The sequence below is a fragment of the Pseudoxanthomonas sp. CF385 genome, assembly GCF_900104255.1.
Taxonomy (GTDB): Bacteria; Pseudomonadota; Gammaproteobacteria; order Xanthomonadales; family Xanthomonadaceae; genus Pseudoxanthomonas_A.
On the sequence record NZ_FNKZ01000001.1, the window covers coordinates 775,526 to 797,638 of the forward strand.

The following is a 22,113-nucleotide window of genomic DNA, read 5'->3' on the forward strand; positions in this document are numbered from 1 at the left end:
CTGGAAGTCCCCTGATGCGTTCACTGGCTTTGCTGTTGTCCTGTGCCGCCGTATTGGCGGCCGGGTGCTCCAAGGAACCCGAAACCACCCCCGTGGCCACGCCCAAGAAACCCGTCGTCGCCCAGGTCGCCGACCACGACGAGCACTCCTACGCCGAGCCGCAGAAGGTCGCCATCGCCGACCTGGCGCTGGACATCGCCGTCGACTTCGACGCCAAGACGATCGGCGGTACCGCCACCTACACCCTGGACTGGAAGGACAAGGCCGCCACCCAGCTGGTGCTGGATACGCGCGACCTGACCATCGCGAAGGTCGAGGGCGAGGCCAACAACGCGTGGTCGCCGCTGAAGTACGCGTTGGCCGCCAAGGATCCGGTGCTGGGCAGCAAGCTGACCATCGAGACGCCGGCACGCAACGCCAAGGTCAGGGTCACCTACACGAGCTCGCCTGAGGCCTCCGGCCTGCAGTGGCTGACGCCGGAGATGACCGAAGGCAAGCAGCTGCCCTTCATGTTCAGCCAGTCGCAGCAGATCCACGCGCGCAGCTGGGTGCCGCTGCAGGACACGCCGCAGGTGCGCTACACCTACACCGCGCACGTGACCTCGCGCCCGGAAGTGATGGTGCTGATGAGCGCCGACAACGACCCGGCCGCGGTGCGCGACGGCGACTACACCTTCAAGATGCCGCAGAAGATCCCGTCGTACCTGATGGCGATCGCCGCCGGCGACCTGGTCTTCAAGCCGATCTCCGCGCGCAGCGGCGTGTGGGCCGAGCCGGCGATGGTCGACAAGGCCACGAAGGAGTTCGAAGACACCGAGAAGATGATCGCCACCACCGAGCAGCTGTACGGCCCCTACCGCTGGGACCGCTACGACATGCTGGTGCTGCCGCCGTCGTTCCCGTACGGCGGCATGGAGAACCCGCGCCTGAGCTTCATCACGCCCACCGTGATCGTCGGCGACAAGACGCTGGTCTCGCTGATCGCGCACGAACTGGCGCATAGCTGGTCCGGCAACCTGGTGACCTTCTCCAGCGCCAAGCACGGCTGGCTCAACGAAGGCTTCACCAGCTACGTGGAGAACCGCATCGTCGAATCCCTGTATGGCAAGGAACAGTCCAGCATGGAGTACGCGATCGCGCGCAACGGTCTCAAGAAGGAGATCGTCACCATGCCGGAGGCCACCCAGGCGCTGGCGGTGAAGCCGGGCACCACGCTGGACGCCGACGACGCGCTCAGCGCGGTGTCGTACGACAAGGGCGCCTGGTTCCTGCAGATGCTGGAGGAGCGTTTCGGCCGGCAGGAGTTCGACGCCTTCCTGCGCGGTTACTTCGACCACTTCGCCTTCCAGAGCATCACCACGGAACAGTTCCTGGCGTACGCGAAGGCGAACCTGTTCGACAAGCATCCCAACCTGGTCAGCGACGCCGAGATCCAGGAGTGGATCTACGCCCCCGGCATTCCGGCGGGTGCGCCGCAGGTGCAGTCGCGCGGCTTCTCCAACACCGACACCGCGCGCATCGCCTGGCAGGGCAGCGGCCAGCTGCCGAATCCGCAGGTCACCAACACCTGGATCACCCAGCAGTGGGTGCACTTCATCGAGGGCATGGGCGAGAAGCTCACCGTCGAACAGGTGAAGCAGCTCGACGACGCCTACCATTTCACCGGCACGGCCAATGGCGAGATCGCCATGCGCTGGTATCCGCTGACGATCCGCAGCGGTTACGTGGATGCGCGTCCGGAGATCGCCAAGTTCATCGAGCGCGTCGGCCGTCGCAAACTGATCATGCCGATCTACGAGGAACTGGTGAAGACGCCGGACGGCCTGGCCTTCGCGCAGGAAACGTTCGCCCGTGCCAAGCCCGGTTACCACCCGATCACGACCGGTTCGGTCGAGGCCGTGCTGGCGAAGGCCTCGGCAGGCCCGTAAGGCATGCCGGTCCGCCTGACCCGTGCAAGGACGGTCGCCCTCGTGGCGGCCGTTCTCGTTTGCGGGCTGCTCGCGTGGGCGTGGCGCGATCCGATGGCACCGCTGCGCGGCACGATGGCGCTGCAGGGGTGGTGGATCGGCCTGACGGAAGCGCGCGTGCGCATCGGCGACCATCGCTGGGCCTACGACGAGCGCGAAGCGGAAACGCCGGGGGCGCCCACGGTGGTGCTGGTGCACGGCTTCACCGGCAGCAAGGAGAACTGGTACCCGCTGGCCGAGCGCCTGGGCGGGCACTACCGCCTGGTGATCCCGGACCTGCCCGGTTGGGGCGAGAGCCAGCGCGTCGCGGGCGCGGACTACGGTTTCCTGGCGCAGGCCGATCGCCTGGCGCAGTTCCTGAAGGCCATCAAGCGCGAAGGCAGCCCCATCGTGCTGGTGGGGCACTCGATGGGCGGCGGCATCGTCGCGCTGGTGGCGGCCGATCATCCCGAGCTTGTCGCGCGCGTCGCGCTGATCGATGCGGCGGGCGTGCGTTTCCGCGACAACCGCTTCGGGCAGGCCGTGCTGGCCGGCGACAATCCTTTCGCCGTCGACGACGAGGCATCGCTGCAGCGCTACCTGGACACGGTGTTCAACGATCGGGCCGCGCAGCCTGTACTCCCGTGGCCGGTGTCGCGCGCCGTGATCGACTGGCGCATCGCCCAGGCGCCGTTCGAGCAGCGGGTGCTGGACCGCATCGGTCGCAGCGGCGAGCGCTTCCTGCCCGGCGAGGCCGCCGCCGCCATCCACCAGCCCGCGTTGCTGTTGTGGTGCCGCCAGGACCGGGTGATCGATCCCAGCGCGATGGCGCTGTACGCCGCGCGGATGCCGCAGGCGCTGCAGGTTTCACTCGATGGTTGCGGCCATATGTCCATTATCGAAAGACCCGATGACGTGGCGGCCTCCGTCGCCCTGTTGATCCAACGAGGAACGGCAAGATGAACAAGCATGTGTGGAAGGGAGTGCTGCTGGCCGCATGCGCCGCCGCGATGGCGGGCTGCGGCGACCGCGAGGCCGAGCGCGCGGCGGCGGCCGCGGCGCAGGCGGCGGTGATCGAGCAGCAGGCCGACGAACTGGCGAAGAAGTACGACAGCGCGGCCGCGTCCCGCGACTGGGACATGGCGCGCATCCACGGCGTCGCGCTGCTCGACCAATACCCGGACAGCGCCGCCGCCAAGCGCATCGCGCCCGGGCTGGAGGAGATCAAGGCCAAGGCCGAAGGCGCGCGTGAGCAGCGCCGGATGGAATCGCTCTGGGATTATTCGCAGGTGGCGGCCGACGGCGGCACGCAGCGCTCGGCGGCCATCCTCAGCAAGGAGCCGGTCGACGTGGACGGCAGCGGCGCCAAGCCGGTGCAGCTGGTGTTCCGCGATCATCCGAAGTGGAAGCGCAGCAGCTATCTGGTGCTGCAGGCCAGCGACTTCGCCAAGGCCTGCTACAGCCGCTGCAGCGTCAGCGTGGTCGCCGATGGCGCCGCGGCGCGGAAGATGTCGGCCAACCGCCCCGATACCGACGAAGCGACGGCGATGTTCGTCGACGACAACAAGGCGTTGTGGCGGCTCGCGCGCAAGACCAAGGTGCTGGAGATCGAGTTCCCGGTGAAGGACGGCAGCGTGCGCAAGGCCGTGTTCGAGACCGGTGGCCTCGATGGCAGCCAGATGCCGGGCTGGGATTGATCTACGCGACGAACCGACTCATGACGAGGCGATGACCCGGTTCCGCCCCATCGCCTTGGCGCGATAGAGCGCGTTGTCGGCCTGGTGCAGCAGGTCCTCGAGACGGTCCAGGCCGCTTCCCGACGACACCGCGACGCCGACGCTGACCGTCACGTCCAGCGCGCGGCCGTCATCGAGCAGCACGGCTTCGCTGGCGATATGGCGGAGCCGTTCGCCCACCGCGAGCGCGGCGTCCGCGTCGACGCCGGGCAACAGCACCGCGAATTCCTCGCCGCCGAAGCGGCCGAACAGGCCGTCCTCACGCAGGTGCGTACGCACCCGTTGCGCGAACGCCGCCAGTACGGCGTCGCCGGCGGCATGGCCGTGGCGATCGTTGACGGACTTGAAGTGGTCGATGTCGAGCATCATCGCCGCGACCGGCGTTCCGTCGCCGCGGGCCTGATCGAGCCGCTGCCGGCCGCGCCGCAGGAAGGCGCTGCGGTTGAGCACCGCGGTGAGCGCGTCGTGGTCCGCCGCATGGTTGAGGGAGGCGAGCAGGTGGTTGCGCGCCGCGTTGACGCTCGCCACCGTCAGGGGCGCGACCGCCAGCAGCGCCATACCCATCCGCAGCGAGATCACCGGCTGGACGGTGGCCTCCAGTTGCAGGTCGATCAGGCCGGTGGCGATGGCGATCAGGGTCCACATGCACAACAGCAGGGTCACCACCGCGGTGGTGAACAGCCGGTACGCCAACGCGCACCACAGCAGCGCCGGGACCGGGAACGCGATCGCGCCCGGGCCGCCGATCAGGACGCCCAGCAGGATGGCCAGGCCCAGCGCGACGCCGGGCAGCAGCAATGCCGGGCGTTGCCGTATCCGGCCCAGCTGCCCGCGCAGGGTGCGGACGAAGCCGGCGGGTGTCGGCGCCAGCAGCACCACCGGCAGGATCGCGACATAGCTGACCAGTTCGGCGGAGAACCAGAAGCCACTGGCGGTCAGGAAGCCCATGCGCATCATCGCGTGCGAGCTCAGGCTGCCGGCCAGCGCGGCACCGAGGGCCGCCACGGCGGAGACCGCGAGCACCCACAGCATCGACAGCGGGTGCTGCAGCCGCCGGTCCTCGTGCCGGACATGGCGGAACAGCAGGTAACCCGCCAGCACGCCGGCCAGGTTCGCCATCGTCAGTCTGAGCGTGGTGGGCAGCGAGGTGCCGGTCAGCAGGTCCGCCGCCACATAGCCCAGCGCCGCCGCCGCCCAGCCGGCGGGCGAGGCCAGTGCGGGCCGGCGCGCGAACAGGCCCAGCAGCAGCGCGTTGGTCGGCCAGAACGAAGCCAGCTGGTGCTCGGGCCGGGTCAGGATGCCCAGGCCGCTCGCGGCGAACACCACGCAGGCGACCAGCAGGGCCTGCAGGGCCAGCCGGCGGAGCGTCGCGAACGGGGATTCGGCGACGGCGGGCGCCCCTGGCGTGGAGTGTCGAACCTGCCCGACCATGCTGCCCCTGTCCGATGACCGATTGCCCGGGGCGCGACCAGCCCCGGCTCCCCGGGGACTACCTTACGCCATGGCCATGACGGTCCGGCAAGTGCCCGAAGCGCAGGGATCCGGCGGCCGGGCGAGGGAAGGCGCGATCAGAGCGCGTAGCCGAACTGCTGCTTGAACTGCTCGTTGAACTCGGCGAAGTCGAAGCGCTGGTTCTGGGTTCCCGGATGCTCGACTTTCAGCGCGCCCATCAGGTTGCCCATGCGGCCGATGGTCAGCCAGTCGAAGCCCTTCTCGATGCCGTAGATCAGGCCGGCGCGGAAGGCGTCGCCGCAGCCGGTGGGGTCGACCACGCGGCGCTCGTGCGCCGGCGGGATCTCGTAGGTCTTGTCCGGGGTGTGGATCACCGCGCCGCGCGGGCCCAGCGTGGTGATGTAGGCCTTCACCCGCGACATGATCTGCTTCTCGTCCCAGCCCGTGCGCGTCTGCAGCAGGTTGGATTCGTAGTCGTTGACCACGACGTAGTCGGCCTGTTCGATGAACGTGCGCAGTTCTTCGCCGTTGAACAACGGCATCGCCTGGCCCGGGTCGAAGATGAAGGGGATGCCGAGCTCGCTGAACTCCCGCGAGTTCTGCATCATGCCTTCGCGGCCGTCAGGCGCCACGATGCCGAAGGTCACGCCGGCCACGTCGCGCACATGGTTGCTGTGCGAGTCCGACATCGCGCCCGGATGGAACGCGGTGATCTGGTTGTTGTCCAGATCGGTGGTGATGAAGCACTGCGGGGTGAACTGCTCGTCGAACACCCGCACGCAGTCCAGGCGGATGCCGCAGGATTCCATGTGGGCGCGGTACGGGCCGAAGTCCTGGCCCACCGTGGCCATCGGGATCGGGTCGCCGCCCAGCAGCTTGAGGTTGTAGGCGATGTTGCCGGCGCAGCCGCCGAACTCGCGGCGCATGCGCGGCACCAGGAACGACACGTTCAGGATGTGGACCTTGTCCGGCAGGATGTGGTTCTTGAACTGGTCCGGGAACACCATGATGGTGTCGTAGGCAAGGGAACCACAGATCAGTGCGGACATCGGCGAACTCGGCTGGAGAGGGTGCGGCCGTCCCGGGCCGCCCGGAAAAAGCGGGACGTGCGCCCCATTCCCGGCGCGCCGGTGCGAAGGTTACCGGGTGGGGCCGGCGGCGGCCAGTCTTGGCGACGGGCGCCTAGCGCGACGGCGGCGTCGCTCGAGCGCCGGCGCTATGGCGGCGCAGGGTGTTTTCCCCGCGGATTCACGAGATTTTTCCTTGCCCGCTCCATGCCGGATTGCTAGGCTAGCCGACCTCGTTTTTTGCCCAAAAAATCGCCATTCCGCGCGATTTCCGCCCCCAGCAGGAACCCGTCCCCCGATGTTCAAGAAGCTCCGCGGCATGTTCTCCAACGACCTGTCCATCGACCTGGGCACGGCCAACACCCTGATCTACGTGCGCGGGCAGGGCATCGTGCTGAACGAGCCCTCGGTCGTGGCGGTGCGCCAGGACCGCGCCATCGGCGGGTCGCGCTCGGTCGCGGCGGTGGGCGCGGAGGCCAAGCAGATGCTCGGCCGTACCCCGGGCCACATCACCACCATCCGCCCGATGAAGGACGGCGTGATCGCCGACTTCACCTACACCGAGGCGATGCTGAAGTACTTCATCAAGAAGGTGCACAAGTCGCGCTTCCTGCGCCCCAGCCCGCGCGTGCTGGTCTGCGTGCCGGCCGGCTCCACCCAGGTCGAGCGCCGCGCCATCAAGGAATCGGCCGAAGAAGCCGGTGCGCGTGATGTCTACCTGATCGAAGAGCCCATGGCGGCCGCGATCGGCGCCGGCATGCCGGTGACCGAAGCGCGCGGCTCGATGGTCATCGATATCGGCGGCGGCACCACCGAGGTCGCCGTCATCTCGCTGAACGGCATCGTCTACTCGCAGTCGGTCCGCATCGGCGGCGACCGCTTCGACGAATTCATCACCAACTACGTGCGTCGCAACCACGGCATGCTGATCGGCGAAGCCACCGCCGAGCGCATCAAGCTGGAGATCGGCTGCGCCTACCCGCAGGCCGAGGTGCAGGAAATGGAAATCTCCGGGCGCAACCTCGCCGAGGGCGTGCCGAAGATGATCAAGATCAATTCCAACGAAGTGCTGGAAGCCCTGCACGAGCCGCTCTCCGGCATCGTCAGCGCGGTCAAGCTGGCGCTGGAGCAGACCCCGCCGGAGCTGTGCGCCGACGTGGCCGAGCGCGGCATCGTGCTGACCGGTGGCGGCGCGCTGCTGCGCGACCTGGACCGCCTGATCAGCGAGGAGACCGGCCTGCACGTGCAGGTGGCCGACGATCCGCTGACGTGCGTGGCGCGTGGCGGTGGCCGTGCGCTGGAACTGGTCGACATGCACGGCAACGAGTTCTTCGCGCCGGAGTGAGCGGCGTAGCGGTAAGGCCGCCCGCCTCGCGGGCGGTACAGGGGAGGGGCTCGCGGATGCGCGCCACCGGCGGAACGGAACCGGTCCGTCCACGCCTTCCCGCCGAAGTGCGCGTTACCCTTGTTCCCTGCGGGCGGCGTCGCCGCCGACCTTCCTCCTGACGGCCCCCCAGTGCCTTCCTACGCCGGTCCTCCCGTCGCATCCCGCCCCGGTGAAGTCGCCAGCACGTTGCGGCTGCTCGCGTACCTGGCGCTGACGATCGCCCTGGTCGTCCTCGACCATCGCGGCGGCTGGCTGTCGCAGCTCCGCGCCCAGACCAACGTCGTCACCCAGCCGCTGTGGTGGCTGGCGGGCCTGCCGGGCCGCCTCACCACGCGCGTGCAGGACGATGCCGCGACGCGCACGGGCCTGACCGAAGAGAACCGCCGGCTGCGCAACGAGATGCTGGTGGCCAATGCGCGCCTGGCACGCCTGCAGACCGCGGCCGCGGACAACGCGCAGCTGCGGGCACTGCTCGGCGTGAAGACCTCGCGCGGCCTGGATGTACAGCTGGCGCCCGTGCTCGACATCGACCTCGCCCCGGGGCGGCAGCGGCTGGTGCTGGACGCCGGTAGCCGCGACGGCGCCACCCTGGGCCAGGCAGTGATCGATGCGGGCGGCCTGATGGGCCAGATCATCGACACCACGCCGGCGCACGCCACCGTGCTGCTGCTGACCGATCCCGACCATGCCGTGCCGGTCGTGGTCGCGCGCAACGGCGTGCGCCTGATCGTCTATGGCCGCGGCCGCAGCGACCTGCTGGAGCTGGCCGATGTGCCGCTCAATGCCGGCGTGGAAGTCGGCGACCTCCTGGTGACCTCGGGGCTGGGCGGGCGTTTTCCGGCCGGCTTCCCGGTCGGCAAGGTGACCGCACTCCGTCCGGACGACAGCCATGCGTTCCTTGTCGGCGACGTCACCCCGTCTGCGCGCCTGGACCGCGGCCGCGATGTCCTGCTGCTGAAATCGGCGCCGCCGCAGCCGTTGCCGCCGGCCGATCCCGAGCGCTTCCTGCCTGAGACCGCCGCTCCTCAGCAGGGTGCGGATACGCAGATGCCTGCCACGCCGACGACTCAAAGCCCCTCTCCCGCCGGGAGAGAAGCTGGGGAGAGGGGCAACGAAGGCGGAAATGGCGTGGGCAACCAGAACGTATCCGCGCCCGCGACGGTGTCCCCGCAAGCTCCGCGCCCCGCGAACGCCCCGACCCCCACCCCAACCTCTCTTCCGAGGGGAGAGGGGCTCAACGCGACGCCGCGACGCACCGAAACGCCACCGCAGGAGCCGCAGCGATGAGCCGCGCACGCACCGGGTGGCTGATGCCGTTGAGCTTCGTTGTCGCGTTGTTGCTGGGCCTGCTGCCGCTGCCGGACCTGCTGCAGCCGCTGCGCCCGTACTGGGTCGCGCTCGTGCTGGCCTACTGGGTGATCGAAGCGCCGGACAGTGCGGGCCTCGGTTTCGCCGTCGTCATCGGCCTCATCGCCGACCTCATGTTCGGCACGCTGCTGGGCGAACAGGCGCTGCGCCTGCTCATCATGGCCTTCATCCTGCAGCGCTTCCGTGCGCGACTGCGCTTCTTCCCGATATCGCAGCAGGCGTTGGCCATCGGCGGCCTGTTGCTCAACGATCGCATCGTGACCGCCGTGGTCCACCTGGCGCTCGGCGAACCGACGCTGCCGTGGACGTATTGGTGGGCACCGGCCGTGGGCATGTTGTTCTGGCCGCCGCTGTTCGTGCTGATGGATGCGCTGCGGCTCGGCCGCCGCAAGCGGGGCTGAGCGATGGCGGGCCTGCGCCGGCGCAGCAAGAATCCGCATGCCGAGGCCGACCAGTTCCGCCGCCGGGCGGTGATCGGTTTCGCCGTCGTCGGCGCCTGCCTCGTCGCACTGGCGGCCTGGTACTTCAAGCTGCAGGTGCTGGACCACGACGAATACGCCACGCGCTCGGAGGCCAACCGCATCCGCCCGCGCCCCGTCGTGCCCGGCCGCGGCACCATCTACGACCGCAACGGCCGGTTGCTGGCGGAGAACGTGCCCGCGTTCCGCCTCGACATCACGCCCGACAAGGTGAAGGAGCCGGCGAAGCTCGTCGCCGACCTCGGCAAGATCATCGCGCTCTCGCCCGAAGACATCGCGCGCTTCGAGGACACGCGCAAGGCGTCGCGCGGCTTCCGCCCGATCACCCTGAAGCTGCGCGTGTCCGAAGAGGAAATGGCGCGCTTCGCGGTGGACCGCTGGCGCTACCCCGGCGTAGAGCTGGTGCCCTACCTGACCCGGCGCTACCCCTATGGCGACCTCTTCGCGCACATCGTCGGCTACGTGGGCCGCGTCGACGAGAAGGACCTGGAGCAGCTCGGCGAGATCAACAGCGCGCTGACCCATATCGGCAAGACCGGTCTGGAGCGCTATTACGACGAGCAGTTGCGCGGGCGCATCGGCTACGAGAAGGTCGAGACCAACGTGGAGGGCCGCGCGCTGCGCGTGGTCGGCCGCGTGCCTGCCCAGGCCGGCACGGACCTGCGGTTGAGCGTGGATGCGACGCTGCAGCAGGCCATCGTCGATGCCTTCGGCGAGCTGGAGGGTTCGGCCATCGCGGTCGATCCGCGTACCGGCGAAGTGCTGGCCATGGTCAGCCTGCCGAGCTACGACCCCAACCTGTTCGTCAACGGCATTTCCAGCAAGGATTTCAGGTCCCTCAACGACAATCCCTCGCGGCCGCAGTTCAACCGCCTGGTATTGGGCGGCGTGGCGCCGGGTTCGACGCTGAAGCCGTTGATCGCCCTGGCCGGCCTGGACAGCGGCAAGCGCACGCCGGAAGACACGGTAGTGTCGACCGGCATGTTCTACCTGCCGGGCACGAGTCGCGGCTGGGGCGATGCCAGCAGGCGCGGCCATGGCGTGACCAACCTGCGCAAATCGATCTCGCAGTCGGTCAATACCTACTACTACCGCCTGGCGCTTGACCTGGGCATCCAGCAGTTCGACGAGTACATGGCGTCCTACGGTTTCGGTGAGCCCACCGGCATCGACCTGCGCGGCGAGATCGGCGGCATCCTGCCGTCGCCGCAGGCGAAGCTGAAGGCGCGCAAGGAACGCTGGTATCCCGGCGATACCGTCAATGTCGCCATCGGCCAGGGCGACTGGAAGGTGACGCCGCTGCAGCTGGTGCGCGCCACTGCCGGCATCGCCAGCGGCGAACTGCGTCGTCCGCACCTGGTGGCGCAGTCGCGCGTCGGCTTCGATCGTCCCTGGGAACCGACGCCGCAACCGCGGCCGGTTCCGATCAGTCCGAATCCGCAGAACGTCGCGGTCGTGCGGCTGGGCATGCAGGACACCATGCAGCCGGGCGGTACCGGCTGGCGCGTGGCGCAGGGCGCGGCGTACCTGATGGCGGGCAAGACCGGCACCGCGCAGGTGATCAGCCGTCGCGGCACGGCGGCGGTCGATCCGCGCAGCCTGCCGATGCACCTGCGTCATCGTTCGCTGTTCGTCGGCTTCGCGCCGGCCGACAACCCGACGATCGCCATCGCCATCGCGGTCGAAGGCGGCGGTTACGGTGGCAGCACCGCCGGGCCGATGGCGCGCAAGATCTTCGACGCCTACCTGCTCGGCAAGATGCCGGAGCAGGTGGACCCGGCAGGCGTACCCATCACGCCGGACGCCACGGTCGCGCCGCCGGCCGCACCCGCCGCGGTGCCGGCCACCCCGCCGCCGTCGGCGACGTCCCCCTCCGCACCGCAGGGAGCGCGCCGATGACCGACCTGTTGCGCTGGGGACTGGACCTGCTGCGTTACCTGCTGCGCACGCTGGACTGGCCGCTGCTGGGCGCGCTGCTGGCGCTGATGGCGGTCGGCCTGGCCGTGCTGTACAGCGCCGGCGGCGAAGCGCTCGGTGCGCGGCTCGTGCTGGCGCAGGGCGTGCGTTTCGGCGTGGGCCTGGCGGCGATGTGGGCGTTGTCGCGCGTCACTCCGGTGCGCTTGCGCGCGTGGACGCCGGGCGTGTTCGCGGTCGCGCTGGTGCCGCTGGTGCTGGTGCTGTTCATCGGCACCGGCAAGCACGGTGCGCACTGGATCGACCTGAAGTTCTTCTACCTGCAACCCTCGGAGCTGCTGAAGATCGCATTGCCGATGATGCTGGCCTGGTACCTCCACCGCGAGCCGCTGCCGCCGGGCTGGCGCACGACGATGGTGTCCGCGTTGCTGATCGGCCTGCCGACCGGCCTGATCCTGCTGCAGCCCGACTTCGGCACGGCCATGTTGGTCGCGGCCAGCGGTGTGTTCGGCCTCTACCTGGCGGGCCTGTCGTGGTGGTGGTTCATCACCGCGGGCGTGCTCGGTGGCACCGCCGTGGGGCTGGTGATGTTCGCGCCCATCTCCTGGTTCTCTTTCCTGCGCGAATACCAGCAGAACCGCATCCTGACCTTCCGCGATCCGGAGAACGATCCGCTGGGCGCGGGCTGGAACATCCTGCAGTCCAAGATCGCGATCGGCGGTGGCGGCTGGACCGGCAAAGGCTGGGGCCAGGGTTCGCAGTCGCACCTGGATTACCTGCCCGAGCACACCACCGACTTCATCTTCTCCGTGCTGTCGGAGGAGTTCGGCTGGGTAGGCGTGGCCGTGGTGCTGCTGCTGTACCTGTTTGTCGTCGGCCGCTGCCTGTGGATCGCGATGGATGCGCGCGACACGTACTCGCGCCTGGTCGCCGGCACGCTGGGCATGGCGCTGTTCGTCTACGTGATCGTCAACGGCGGCATGGTCTCGGGCCTGTTGCCGGTGGTGGGCGTGCCGATGCCGTTGCTGAGTTACGGCGGCACGTCGGCGGTGTCGTTGCTCGCCGGCCTGGGCCTGGTGATGGCGGTGCGTGCGCACCGGCCCGTGCACGGGTATTGAGCGCACGCCGCGCTGCGCTCTGTTCACCCTGCACGGAAAATCGCGTGCTACCCTCGCGCCGATGATGCGACGCGTACTTCCCTGTCTGTTGGTGCTGGCCCTTGCGTCCTGCGCCACACCGCAACCGCCGCCGCCGGGTTCCTCGGCGACTCCTCCCGCCGATGCGACGAAAACGCCTGCCGAGACCTCGGTGGAGCGCGTGGCCGACGTGCCGCCGGAGGCGCTCGCGCCGGTCGACTTCCCCACCGCACGCGCACAGTTCGTGCGCGACACCGCGGCGAAGTACGGCATCGCGCCGGCCGACATCGAGGCGACGCTGGGCAAGGCACAGTTCCTCGACAGCGTGGTCGCGGCCATGTCGCGGCCCGCCGAGCGGGTGAAGTCGTGGAGCGAGTACCGCGTGGGCTTCCTCACCCAGACGCGCATCGACGGCGGGCGGGCGTTCCTCGCCCAGCACCGCGACGAACTCGCGCGCGTCGAGCAGCAGTACGGCGTGCCACCGGAAGTGATCGTCTCGATCATCGGCGTGGAGACCAACTACGGCGGGTTCACCGGCCGGCACAAGGTGCTGGATGCGCTGTACACGCTGGCCTTCCGCTATCCGCGCAGCGGCAATCCCGAGCGCGTCGCCTACGAGTACCGCCGCGAGCAGTTCTTCCGCGACGAACTGGCGCAGCTGTTCGCGCTGGGCCGCGAGGAGCAGCTGGACATCGCCACGTTGACCGGCAGCTACGCGGGCGCGATGGGGCTGGGCCAGTTCATGCCGTCGAGCTACCGCGAGTTCGCGGTGGACGGCAACGGCGACGGCCGCCGCGATCTCTTCACGACGTATCCGGACATCTTCGCCTCCATCGCCAACTACTTCCGCAAGAAGGGCGGCGAGCGCGGTGGCTGGGTGCCCGGCGGTGCCGTGGTCGCACGCGCGCAGCTGCAGGACGGCTACGCGGAGTTCAACCCGGAGACCTGGACGCCGGACTACACGCTGGCGCAGTTGGCCGAGAAGGGCTATCGCCCGCTCGATCCGGTGGTGCCCGACGCGACCGCCACACTGGTGCAGCTGGACGGCGCCGACGGCAAGCAGTACTGGCTGGGCTTCCAGAACTACTACGCGATCACCCGCTACAACAATTCCAAGATGTACGCGATGGCCGTGTACCAGTTGTCGCAGGCGATCGCCGGCCGCGAGATTCCGCCGGCATGAGGTGGCTTGCGCTGCCGTTGCTCGCCGTCGCCCTGGCCGCGTGCAGCACGGCACCGAAGAAGTCGCCGTCGTCCCCGCTCTCCGGTGGCACGGCCACGTCGCCCACCGCGTCGTCGCGCCCGGCGCCCGGCAAGGACTGCTCGCGCTACGCGCCCGCGCAGGAAGACCTCTCCACGCGCGGCGACTACAAGGCCGGTGGCCTGTACAAGCCCGGCGTGGCCGATACCACGCCCGACCACGTCCCTGATCTGGACTGCATCCGTGAGCCCGTCGTCACGGCCGAAGCCCGTTCGCGCGTGGGCAACAAGTCGCCGTACACGGTGCTCGGCAAGCAGTACCGCGTGCTCGATCGCGTCGACGATTACGTGGAGCAGGGCACGGCGTCGTATTACGGCAACAAGTTCCATGGCCGGCGCACCTCCAACCAGGAGGTGTACGACATGTACGCCTACAGCGCGGCGCACAAGTCGCTGCCGCTGCCGAGCTTCGCGCGCGTCACCAACCTGGACAACGGCAAGTCGGTCGTCGTCCGCGTGAACGATCGTGGCCCCTTCCACGAGGGACGCGTGATTGATCTGAGCTACGCCGCCGCGGTGAGGCTGGGCATCACCCAGCGTGGCACCGGCCGGGTGGAAGTGCGTGGCCTGGCCCCGGATGGCCGCGCGCTGGCCGAGGCGCCCACGGCGCCCGCCGTGACCGCACCGGTGCCGTCGGCGATGGACGCGCTGGTCGACCGGCTGCCCTCGGCCACGGCTACGACCGCGACCGCGCAGGGCTTCGAACAGTGGATGCAGGCCAACGGCGTGCGCGTGGCGACCGGCAAGCCCGGCGGCGCCGCCGCACCGGCGGTGTCGTCGACGCCTGTCCCCGCACCCGCGGCACCTGTCGCGACCGTCGTTGCGCCGTCGCCGCTGCAATTGCAGGTCGCCAGTTTCTCCAGCCGGGATAACGCCGACCGGGCGCTCGCCCGCCTGGCGGCCGCCGGCATCGCCGATGCGCGGTTGACCGACGTGCCCGGCAACGGGGGCACCCTGTGGCGGCTGCGCGTCGGTGCGCCGGATGCCGCGACGGCGGAAGCGCTGGCGGGCCGCATCGCGGGCCTGGGCTTCGGCCGGCCGCAACTGGTGCGCGAATAGTCGCGGGAAACCGCTGGTTTTTTACGTTCTTCCAACCCACGAACGGGCCGGCATCCCTACAATATCGGCCTTGAATCGTCAGGCCCACGGCCTTGCCAGGAGTTTTCCGCCGATGAAGTTCCGTTTCGCCCTCGCCGCGCTCGCGACCACCGCCATGGGCCTGGCCATCGCCCAGACGCCCGCGCCGACCCCGGCGCCTGCCGCTGCCGCGCCCGCCGCGCCTGTCGAGATCCCGCCGCCGCCCAAGCCCACCGCCACCGCGTGGGTGCTCGTGGACTACATCACCGGCCAGGTGCTGGCGGGCGAGAACTACAACGAACGCGTCGAGCCGGCCAGCATCACCAAGGTGATGACGTCGTACGTGCTGGCGGCCGAGCAGAAGAACGGCAAGATCAAGCCCGACGATCAGGTGATGATGAGCGAGCGCGCCTGGCGCGAGGGCGGTGCAGGCACCGACGGCAGCTACAGCGGCTTCGCCGTCAACAAGACCGCGCCGCTGCTGGACATGGAAAAGGGCATGGCCGTGCAGTCGGGCAACGACGCCGCCATCGCGCTGGCCGAACACGCGGCCGGCAGCCAGGAAGCCTTCGCGTCGCTGATGAACAACTACGCCGCGCAGATCGGCATGAAGGGTTCGCACTTCGTCAACGCGCACGGCCTGTCGGCGCCGGAGCACTACTCGACCGCGTACGACCTGGCGCTGTTGGGACGCTCCTTCATCCGCGATTACCCCGAGCAGTACGCGTTCAACAAGATCAAGGAATTCACGGTCGGCACGATCACCCAGCCGAACCGCAACCTGCTGCTGTGGCGCGACGCCAGCGTGGACGGCATCAAGACCGGTCACCACTCGGCTGCCGGCTACTGCCTGATGAGCTCGGCCAAGCGTGGCGACCAGCGGCTGGTCGCCGTGGTCATGGGCTCCACCTCCGAAAAGCAGCGCGCCGATGACAGCCTGGCGCTGCTCAACTGGGGTTTCCGCTTCTACGAAACGCACCGCCTGTACGAACCGGGCAAGGTCATCGCCAGCCAGCGCGTCTGGAAGGGCCAGACCAAGGAAGTACAACTGGGCGTCGCCCAGCCGATGCTGGTCAGCGTGCCGCGTGGCCGCTATGGCGATTTGAAGCCGACGATGGACGTGCCCAAGACGCTGGTCGCGCCGATCACGCAGGGCCAGGCCATCGGCACCGTGAAGGTCACGCTGGACGGCAAGGTCGTCGCGCAGTCGCCGCTGGTGGCGATCACGGCGATCGAAGAGGCCGGCTTCTTCAAGCGCCTGTGGGATGCGTTCTGGATGTGGTGGGAGTCGGAGTGATCCGTCCCGCCCCATGAGGATGAAGAAGCCGGCGAACGCCGGCTTCTTCTTGTCCGGCGTCAGCCGATGCCGGCGGCGATCAGGCCGATGGCGATGATCGCCAGCGGAATGGCCAGCAGGTTGAGGCGGCTGAGTCGCTCGCCGAAGCCGAACACGCCCACGAGCGTGCCGAGTACCACCACACCGATGTTCATCATCGAGAACACCACCGCCGGATGATCCGGCAGCGCGCGATGCGCCTTCACGTAGAACAGGATGTTGGCGAAGTTCAGCGTGCCCAGCAGCAGGCCGGCGCCCAGCGCCGCGCGCGTCGGCAGGGCCTGATTGCGCCAGGCGCGCAGTCCCTGCACGAGCAGCATCACCGTAAACGCCGCGACGAACGCGACCTGCAGCGAGGCGGCGAACGGCGTGCCCGCAGCCGCCAGCCGCTTGAGCAGCACGTCCACGCTCGCGTAGCCGACCAGCACCAGCAGCGGCAAGGCCCAGGCCTGCCAGCCGTCGCTGCGCGTGCCGCGCTCCGGCCGCGCCACCAGGCAGGCGATCGCCGCCACGCCCAGCACGAGGCCGGCGATGCGCAGTGCGTTGGCCTGTTCGCCGAACCACAGGAACGCCGCCAGCAGCGACAGCACCAGCGACATCCGCTGCGCGATGTCGGTGCGCACGATGCCGGCCGCGCGTACCGACGCCGACAGCGCCAGGAAGATGCCGGGCAGCAGCAGCGCCAGCAGCGCCAGTTCGGCCCAGGGGGCGCCGGCGTGCGTCAGCGTGGCCAACGGCGGGTCCAGCAGGCCGAAGCACAGCAGCGAGGCGGCCAGGTAGTTCCAGGTGATGCCCTGGGCGGTGTCGATGCCGCGCCGCTGCATCAGCTTGAGCAGCACGGAGACCAGCACGCTGCAGGCGACGCTGATGAGCAGGTAGGCCACAGGGGGACTCGAGGGGAGGGCGCGCGATTATCGCGCCTGAACGCGAAGCCGTGCGCCCCGGCCGCCGCTGGCCGCCACCTCTCACTCTTTGCGTGCCTAGCGGGAAGGACGGCCACCATCGCCTATCATCGGGCCCGGGAGATGCGACGCGACAGCGTCTTTCGCCCGGCCCACGGAATAACCCGCGCCATGCGGATCACCACTTTTCAAGGAGATGCACGAGTGAACAGGGGAACACGACATACGGTACTGGCGACGGCCTGCATGCTGATGGCGGCCGCCGCGGCGCCCGCCTTCGCGCAGCGCCAGAGCGCACAGGACCAGCGCAAGCAGCAGACGGCCGAGATCCCGACCTGCTCCAAGCCGCTGGGCACGATCTCGGTGATCGAGCCGGAGGACGGCGTGAACTGGTGGAGCGGCCAGCAGCTGCCGGCGCCGTCGAAGCTGATCAAGGTGTTCGTCAACAAGTCGCGCTGCTTCACCCTCGTCGATCGCGGCGCGGGCATGGGCGCGGCGATGGCCGAGCGCGACCTGGCGGCCAGCGGCGAGCTGCGCAACCGCTCCAATCTCGGCAAGGGCCAGATCCGCGCGGCGGACTACGTGCTGGTGCCCGACCTGATCTCGCAGAACAGCAACGCCGGCGGCAACGCCATCAGCGGCCTGCTGGGCGGGCTGGTGGGCGGCAACGTCGGTCGCGTGGTCGGCGGGCTGGACTTCAAGAAGAAGACCGCCGACGTCGTCCTGACCGTCACCGACGTGCGCTCGTCCGAGCAGGTCGCGATGGCCGAGGGCAGCGCCAAGAAGACCGACATCGGCTGGGGTGCGGGCGGCAGCCTGTTCACCGGCAGCCACTGGGGCGGCGGCGGCGCCAGCGGCTACGCCAACACCGAGATCGGCCAGGTGATCACGCTGGCCTACCTGCAGGCCTACACCAACCTGGTCAGCGAGCTGGGCGGCCTGTCCGGCAACGCGTCGGCGTCCAACGCCCAGCAGGCGGTGGAAATGACCAAGCCCGGCCGCCTGTTCGCCAATGCCAAGGGCACCGGCAAGGCGGTACGCGACCTGGACCCCGGCATGATGCTGTACCCCACCGGCAACAAGGAGGGCGTCATGTGGGAAGTCGAGGACGAACTCGGCAACAAGGGTTGGGTCTCGTCCAGCCTGGTGCAGCTGGCGCGCTGAGCCGCGACCGCTGCCTGCCGGAGGGCCGCCCCAGGGCGGCCCTCCGCGTTTCCGGGCCCGCGGCTTGGCTTTCACGCGCCGCGTCCCAATAATTCCCGCATGGAAATCAAATCCGACAACCCCGAACACGGCTTCCAGTTCCCCGGCACCTTCGAGCTCAGCGCGATGGGCACCGCCGGCACCGGCCTGGAGACCGAACTGCCGCGCCTGCTGGAATCGGCCGGCGTGGACGTCCTGCACGAAGACATTTCGTGGAAGCACTCGAGCAACGGCAAGTACGTCTCGGTGCGCATCCGCTTCCGTGCCGATGACCGCGCGCAGTACGACGCCGCCCACAACGCGCTGCGCGATCATCCGGAAGTGAAGTGGACGCTGTGAGCGCGCCCTGCATCGTCCGCGAGCTGGGTCGCCAGCCGTACGAACCGGTGTGGCGCGCCATGCAGCGCTTCACCGACGCGCGTACCGACGCCACCGTCGACGAGCTGTGGCTGGTCGAACACGATCCGGTGTTCACGTTGGGCCAGGCCGGCAAGGACGAGCACGTGCTGGCGCCGGGCGACATCCCGGTGGTGCACGTCGACCGCGGCGGCCAGGTGACCTACCACGGCCCCGGCCAGATCGTGGCGTACCCGCTGTTCGACCTGAAACGCCTGAAAGTGGGCGTGCGCGAGTACGTCTGCAAGATCGAGCAGGCGATGATCGACACGCTGGCCGAATGGAACATCGACGCCGTGCGCAAGGACGGTGCGCCCGGCGTCTACGTCGCCGGCGCGAAGATCGGCGCGCTGGGCATCCGCGTGCGCCGCGGCTGCACCTTCCATGGCCTGGCCTTCAACATCGCGATGGACCTGGAGCCGTTCCACCGCATCAATCCCTGCGGCTACCAGGGCCTGCAGGTCGTCTCGCTGGCCGACCTCGGCGGCCCCGGCGGGATGGACCAGGTGAAGCCGGTGCTGCTGAAGCACATGGCGGAGCAGTTCGGCCTGTCCCTGCAGCACGAGGCCGCGTTGCCGGACCTGTCGCAGGCGGCATAACGAGCGCCTTGGCCGCGTGCCACAATCGGTCGCCATGAACGATGCGACCCTGTTCCCCGATGCCGAACGCGATGCACTAACCGAACGCGGCCTGGCGCGCTTGCGCGCCGCGTCGACTTCATCGGATGCGCTGCTGGCCGATCCTGGCAATGTCGAACGCGTATCGCGCGTGATCGCCACCAGCGATTTCGCCCTGGAAACATTGCGTCGGCAACCCGACCTGCTGGCGACCCTGTTTCGCGACGACGGCGCCGCACCCTGGCCGGTGCCGGCGCTGGTCGCGGACAACACCGCGCAGTGGCCCGAGTTGCTGCGTCGTTATCGCACCGCCGAATCGACGCGCCTGGTGTGGCGCGATGTGCATGGCCTCGACACCGTCGACGACACGCTGGCTGGCACCACGCGCCTGGCCGAGGTCTGCCTGCAGACCGCGCTCGAGGCGCTGGAGGCCGAGTTCGCGCAACGCCACGGCGTGGTGCGTGCGCCGGACGGCAGTGTCCAGCGGCTGGTGGTGTTCGGCCTGGGCAAGCTGGGCGGTGGCGAACTCAATTTTTCCTCCGACATCGATCTGGTCTACGCGTATCCGCAAGGCGGCGAATCCGACGGTGCGCGTGCGCTCGCGGCCGAGGACTACTTCATGCGGCTGGGCCAGCGCCTGGCGAAGCTGCTGGACGAGCTGACGGCGGATGGCTTCTGCCATCGCGTCGACCTGCGCCTGCGGCCGTTCGGCAACGCTGGGCGCGTGGCGCTCTCGTTCACGGGCATGGACCAGTACTTCCAGCGCGAAGGACGCGACTGGGAACGCTATGCCTGGCTGAAGGCGCGCGCCGTGGCCGGCGACATCGAGGCGGGCGAGCAGTGGCTGGAATCGCTGCGCCCGTTCGTCTACCGGCGCTATCTGGACTACACCGCGCTCGATGGCCTGCGCGAAATGAAGGCGGCCATCGCCGCCGAGGTCGCGCGCCGCGAACTGGCCGACGACATCAAGCGGGGTCCGGGCGGCATCCGCGAGATCGAGTTCCTTGTGCAGGCGCTGCAGCTGATCCGCGGCGGGCGCGAAGCGGCGCTGCGCGAACGGCGTTTGCGGGTGGCGCTGCCGGCGCTGGTGGCGACGCGCCAGGTCTCGCCGGAGGAAGGCGAGATGCTGGCGCAGGCCTACCGCTTCCTGCGGCGTCTGGAGAATCGCCTGCAGATGCTGCGCGATGCGCAGACCCATGCATTGCCGGACGACGCGCTGGACCGCCATCGCATCGCACGCGGACTGGACTATCCGGACTGGGACGCCCTGCGCGCCGCCCTGGACGAACAGCGCGCGCGGGTGTCGGCGGAGTTCGCGGAGTTGCTCGCACCGCGGCAGCGGGATGCGGAACCGGGTGCGCTGGCGGTGTATTGGCGCGCCTTGCCGGAGGGCGGCGATGCGTCACCGCTGGCGGCATCGGGCTTCACGGATCCCGGAAGCGCGGACCACGCATTGCGCGAGTTCGCGCAGTCCGGCGGCGTGCGCGCGCTGTCCGATGCCGCGCGTGCGCGTCTCGATCGTGTCGTGCCGTCGTTGCTCGACGCCTGCGTGCGCTCGCGCCAGCCCGATGCCGCGCTGCGTCGCGTGTTGCCGCTGCTGCAGGCGATCCTGCGGCGCGCCAGCTATCTCGCCCTGCTGGATGAACAACCCAGTGCGCTCGCACGGCTGGTCGACGTACTCGCGCGCAGCGCATTGCTGGCCGAGCGCCTGGCGCAGTACCCGCTGCTGCTGGACGAACTGCTGGATACACGCGTCGCCGGTCCCATGCCCGATCGCGCCGAGCTGCGCGCGGAGTGCGAAGCGGCATTGCTCGAGGACGACCCCGAGGCCTGCCTGCGCGTGTTGAACGAGCGGCGCCTGGCCCTGAGCTTCCGCGTCGCGCTGGCGGCGTTGGACGGACGGCAGGCGGCGCGCGACAGCGTGCGCCAGCTGGCGTGGCTGGCCGATGAAGTCGTGCGCGTCGTCCTGCAGGTGGCGACGCGCGATGTCGTCGCCGCGCACGGCACGGTGCCGGACGGACGCTTCGCCATCGTGGGCTACGGCAGCCTGGGCGGTGAGGAGCTGGGTTTCGGTTCCGATCTGGATCTGGTGTTCCTGTTCGATGCGCCGGCCGGTGCGGAGTCGAACGGAACGCGTGCGCTCGAAGCCGGGCGCTGGTATGCGCGGCTGGCGCAGAAGATCGTCGCCCTGCTCGGCGCGGTCACCGCGGCGGGCCGGCTGTACGACGTCGATGTGCGCCTGCGTCCGGACGGTGCGAAAGGACTGCTGGTGTCGTCGCTGGCCAGCTTCACCGAATACCAGCGCGATCGTGCGTGGACCTGGGAGCACCAGGCGCTGGTACGCGCGCGCGCGATGGCGGGCGACCTGTCGCTGCGCGATGCGTTCGAAGCGATCCACAGCACCACGCTGGCGGCGACGCGCGATGCGGAGGGCCTGCGCGCCGAGGTGGTGAAGATGCGCGCGCGCATGCGCGCGGAACTCGACCGCAGCGATGCCGCGCGCTTCGATCTCAAGCAGGGCGCCGGTGGCCTGGTCGACCTCGAGTTCCTGCTGCAGTACCTGGTGCTGCGCGATGCCGGCCGTCGCCCCGGCCTGCAGCGCCCGCGCGATACGCCGGGCCTGCTGGTCGCGCTCGCGGAAGCCGGGGTGCTGTCGCTGGAGCAGGCGGCCGCGCTGGATGCCGTGCATGCGACCTTCGTGGCCGAGGGGCTGGCCTGCACGCTGGACCGGCGTCCACGCCTGCTGGTGGAGAACGCTGCGCTGGCCGCCGCGCGTGCGCTCGTGATGCGGACGACGTCAGCGCATGGCCTGGATTTCGACGCGACGGCCTGAGGCG

Annotated in this window: 17 protein-coding genes and 1 pseudogene; 15 read left to right on the top strand and 3 right to left on the bottom strand. The window is 69.4% G+C overall.

Features of this window, described 5'->3' with window-relative positions; genetic code table 11:
- Positions 1-14: 14 nt before the first annotated feature.
- Genes BLT45_RS03340 through BLT45_RS03350 form a run of 3 tightly spaced genes read left to right on the top strand, consistent with a single transcriptional unit; the run spans position 15 to position 3,643 of the window.
- The gene (locus BLT45_RS03340) at positions 15-1,928 is read left to right on the top strand and encodes a M1 family metallopeptidase (RefSeq protein WP_093295147.1); all 1,914 of its coding nucleotides are present in this window, start codon (positions 15-17) and stop codon (positions 1,926-1,928) included.
- Between the two features lie 3 nt (positions 1,929-1,931).
- The gene (locus BLT45_RS03345; RefSeq protein ID WP_093295150.1) at positions 1,932-2,909 is read left to right on the top strand and encodes an alpha/beta fold hydrolase; all 978 of its coding nucleotides are present in this window, start codon (positions 1,932-1,934) and stop codon (positions 2,907-2,909) included.
- Entirely contained in the window at positions 2,906-3,643 is a 738-nt protein-coding gene (locus BLT45_RS03350; RefSeq protein WP_093295153.1) for a hypothetical protein, read from the top strand. The genes BLT45_RS03345 and BLT45_RS03350 overlap by 4 nt, the downstream gene beginning before the upstream one ends.
- Positions 3,644-3,661: 18 nt before the next feature.
- On the opposite strand, the gene BLT45_RS18410 is transcribed toward BLT45_RS03350, so the two are convergent.
- Entirely contained in the window at positions 3,662-5,113 is a 1,452-nt protein-coding gene (locus BLT45_RS18410; protein ID WP_093295156.1) for a GGDEF domain-containing protein, read from the bottom strand.
- Positions 5,114-5,250: 137 nt separating this feature from the next.
- On the bottom strand, positions 5,251-6,183 hold the full coding sequence (locus BLT45_RS03360; RefSeq protein ID WP_093295159.1) for a carbohydrate kinase family protein: 933 nt from the start codon (positions 6,181-6,183) through the stop codon (positions 5,251-5,253).
- A 316-nt stretch (positions 6,184-6,499) separates the two neighbouring features.
- Between BLT45_RS03360 and BLT45_RS03365 the strand changes: the two genes are divergently transcribed.
- The 8 genes and pseudogenes from BLT45_RS03365 to BLT45_RS03400 all read left to right on the top strand — a co-directional run bounded on the left by BLT45_RS03365 (position 6,500) and on the right by BLT45_RS03400 (position 16,119).
- Positions 6,500-7,546: a rod shape-determining protein gene (locus BLT45_RS03365; RefSeq protein ID WP_055937350.1), complete on the top strand. Its 1,047-nt coding sequence runs from the start codon at positions 6,500-6,502 to the stop codon at positions 7,544-7,546.
- A 171-nt stretch (positions 7,547-7,717) separates the two neighbouring features.
- Entirely contained in the window at positions 7,718-8,875 is a 1,158-nt protein-coding gene (gene mreC, locus BLT45_RS03370; protein ID WP_093295162.1) for a rod shape-determining protein MreC, read from the top strand.
- Complete coding sequence (gene mreD, locus BLT45_RS03375) at positions 8,872-9,357, top strand: rod shape-determining protein MreD (protein ID WP_093295164.1); 486 nt, start codon at positions 8,872-8,874, stop codon at positions 9,355-9,357. Before mreC ends, mreD begins: the two co-directional genes overlap by 4 nt.
- Before the next feature lie 3 nt (positions 9,358-9,360).
- Positions 9,361-11,214, top strand: a pseudogene (mrdA, locus tag BLT45_RS03380) (penicillin-binding protein 2); the annotation flags it as partial.
- A 116-nt stretch (positions 11,215-11,330) separates the two neighbouring features.
- Positions 11,331-12,467: a rod shape-determining protein RodA gene (gene rodA, locus BLT45_RS03385; RefSeq protein ID WP_093295170.1), complete on the top strand. Its 1,137-nt coding sequence runs from the start codon at positions 11,331-11,333 to the stop codon at positions 12,465-12,467.
- 61 nt (positions 12,468-12,528) lie between these two features.
- On the top strand, positions 12,529-13,668 hold the full coding sequence (gene mltB, locus BLT45_RS03390) for a lytic murein transglycosylase B (protein ID WP_093295172.1): 1,140 nt from the start codon (positions 12,529-12,531) through the stop codon (positions 13,666-13,668).
- Positions 13,665-14,804: a septal ring lytic transglycosylase RlpA family protein gene (locus BLT45_RS03395; RefSeq protein ID WP_093295175.1), complete on the top strand. Its 1,140-nt coding sequence runs from the start codon at positions 13,665-13,667 to the stop codon at positions 14,802-14,804. Before mltB ends, BLT45_RS03395 begins: the two co-directional genes overlap by 4 nt.
- Before the next feature lie 112 nt (positions 14,805-14,916).
- Positions 14,917-16,119 carry a D-alanyl-D-alanine carboxypeptidase family protein gene (locus BLT45_RS03400; protein ID WP_093295178.1) on the top strand — a complete coding sequence of 401 codons (1,203 nt, stop codon included), beginning with the start codon at positions 14,917-14,919 and terminating at the stop codon, positions 16,117-16,119.
- Positions 16,120-16,178: 59 nt separating this feature from the next.
- Here BLT45_RS03400 and BLT45_RS03405 read toward each other — a convergent pair whose 3' ends face one another.
- Positions 16,179-17,042: an EamA family transporter gene (locus BLT45_RS03405; RefSeq protein ID WP_093295181.1), complete on the bottom strand. Its 864-nt coding sequence runs from the start codon at positions 17,040-17,042 to the stop codon at positions 16,179-16,181.
- Positions 17,043-17,306: 264 nt separating this feature from the next.
- Between BLT45_RS03405 and BLT45_RS03410 the strand changes: the two genes are divergently transcribed.
- The 4 genes from BLT45_RS03410 to glnE all read left to right on the top strand — a co-directional run bounded on the left by BLT45_RS03410 (position 17,307) and on the right by glnE (position 22,109).
- Positions 17,307-18,224 (top strand): CsgG/HfaB family protein, encoded by a 918-nt coding sequence (locus tag BLT45_RS03410; protein WP_093295184.1) that lies wholly within the window; start codon positions 17,307-17,309, stop codon positions 18,222-18,224.
- 99 nt (positions 18,225-18,323) lie between these two features.
- Positions 18,324-18,602, top strand: a complete 279-nt coding sequence (locus tag BLT45_RS03415) for a DUF493 family protein (RefSeq protein ID WP_093295187.1) — start codon at positions 18,324-18,326, stop codon at positions 18,600-18,602.
- Positions 18,590-19,258 carry a lipoyl(octanoyl) transferase LipB gene (gene lipB, locus BLT45_RS03420; RefSeq protein WP_093295190.1) on the top strand — a complete coding sequence of 223 codons (669 nt, stop codon included), beginning with the start codon at positions 18,590-18,592 and terminating at the stop codon, positions 19,256-19,258. The genes BLT45_RS03415 and lipB overlap by 13 nt, the downstream gene beginning before the upstream one ends.
- Positions 19,259-19,292: 34 nt before the next feature.
- A complete protein-coding gene (gene glnE, locus BLT45_RS03425; RefSeq protein ID WP_093295193.1) occupies positions 19,293-22,109 on the top strand; it encodes a bifunctional [glutamate--ammonia ligase]-adenylyl-L-tyrosine phosphorylase/[glutamate--ammonia-ligase] adenylyltransferase in 2,817 nt (938 codons plus the stop codon).
- Positions 22,110-22,113 lie beyond the last annotated feature (4 nt).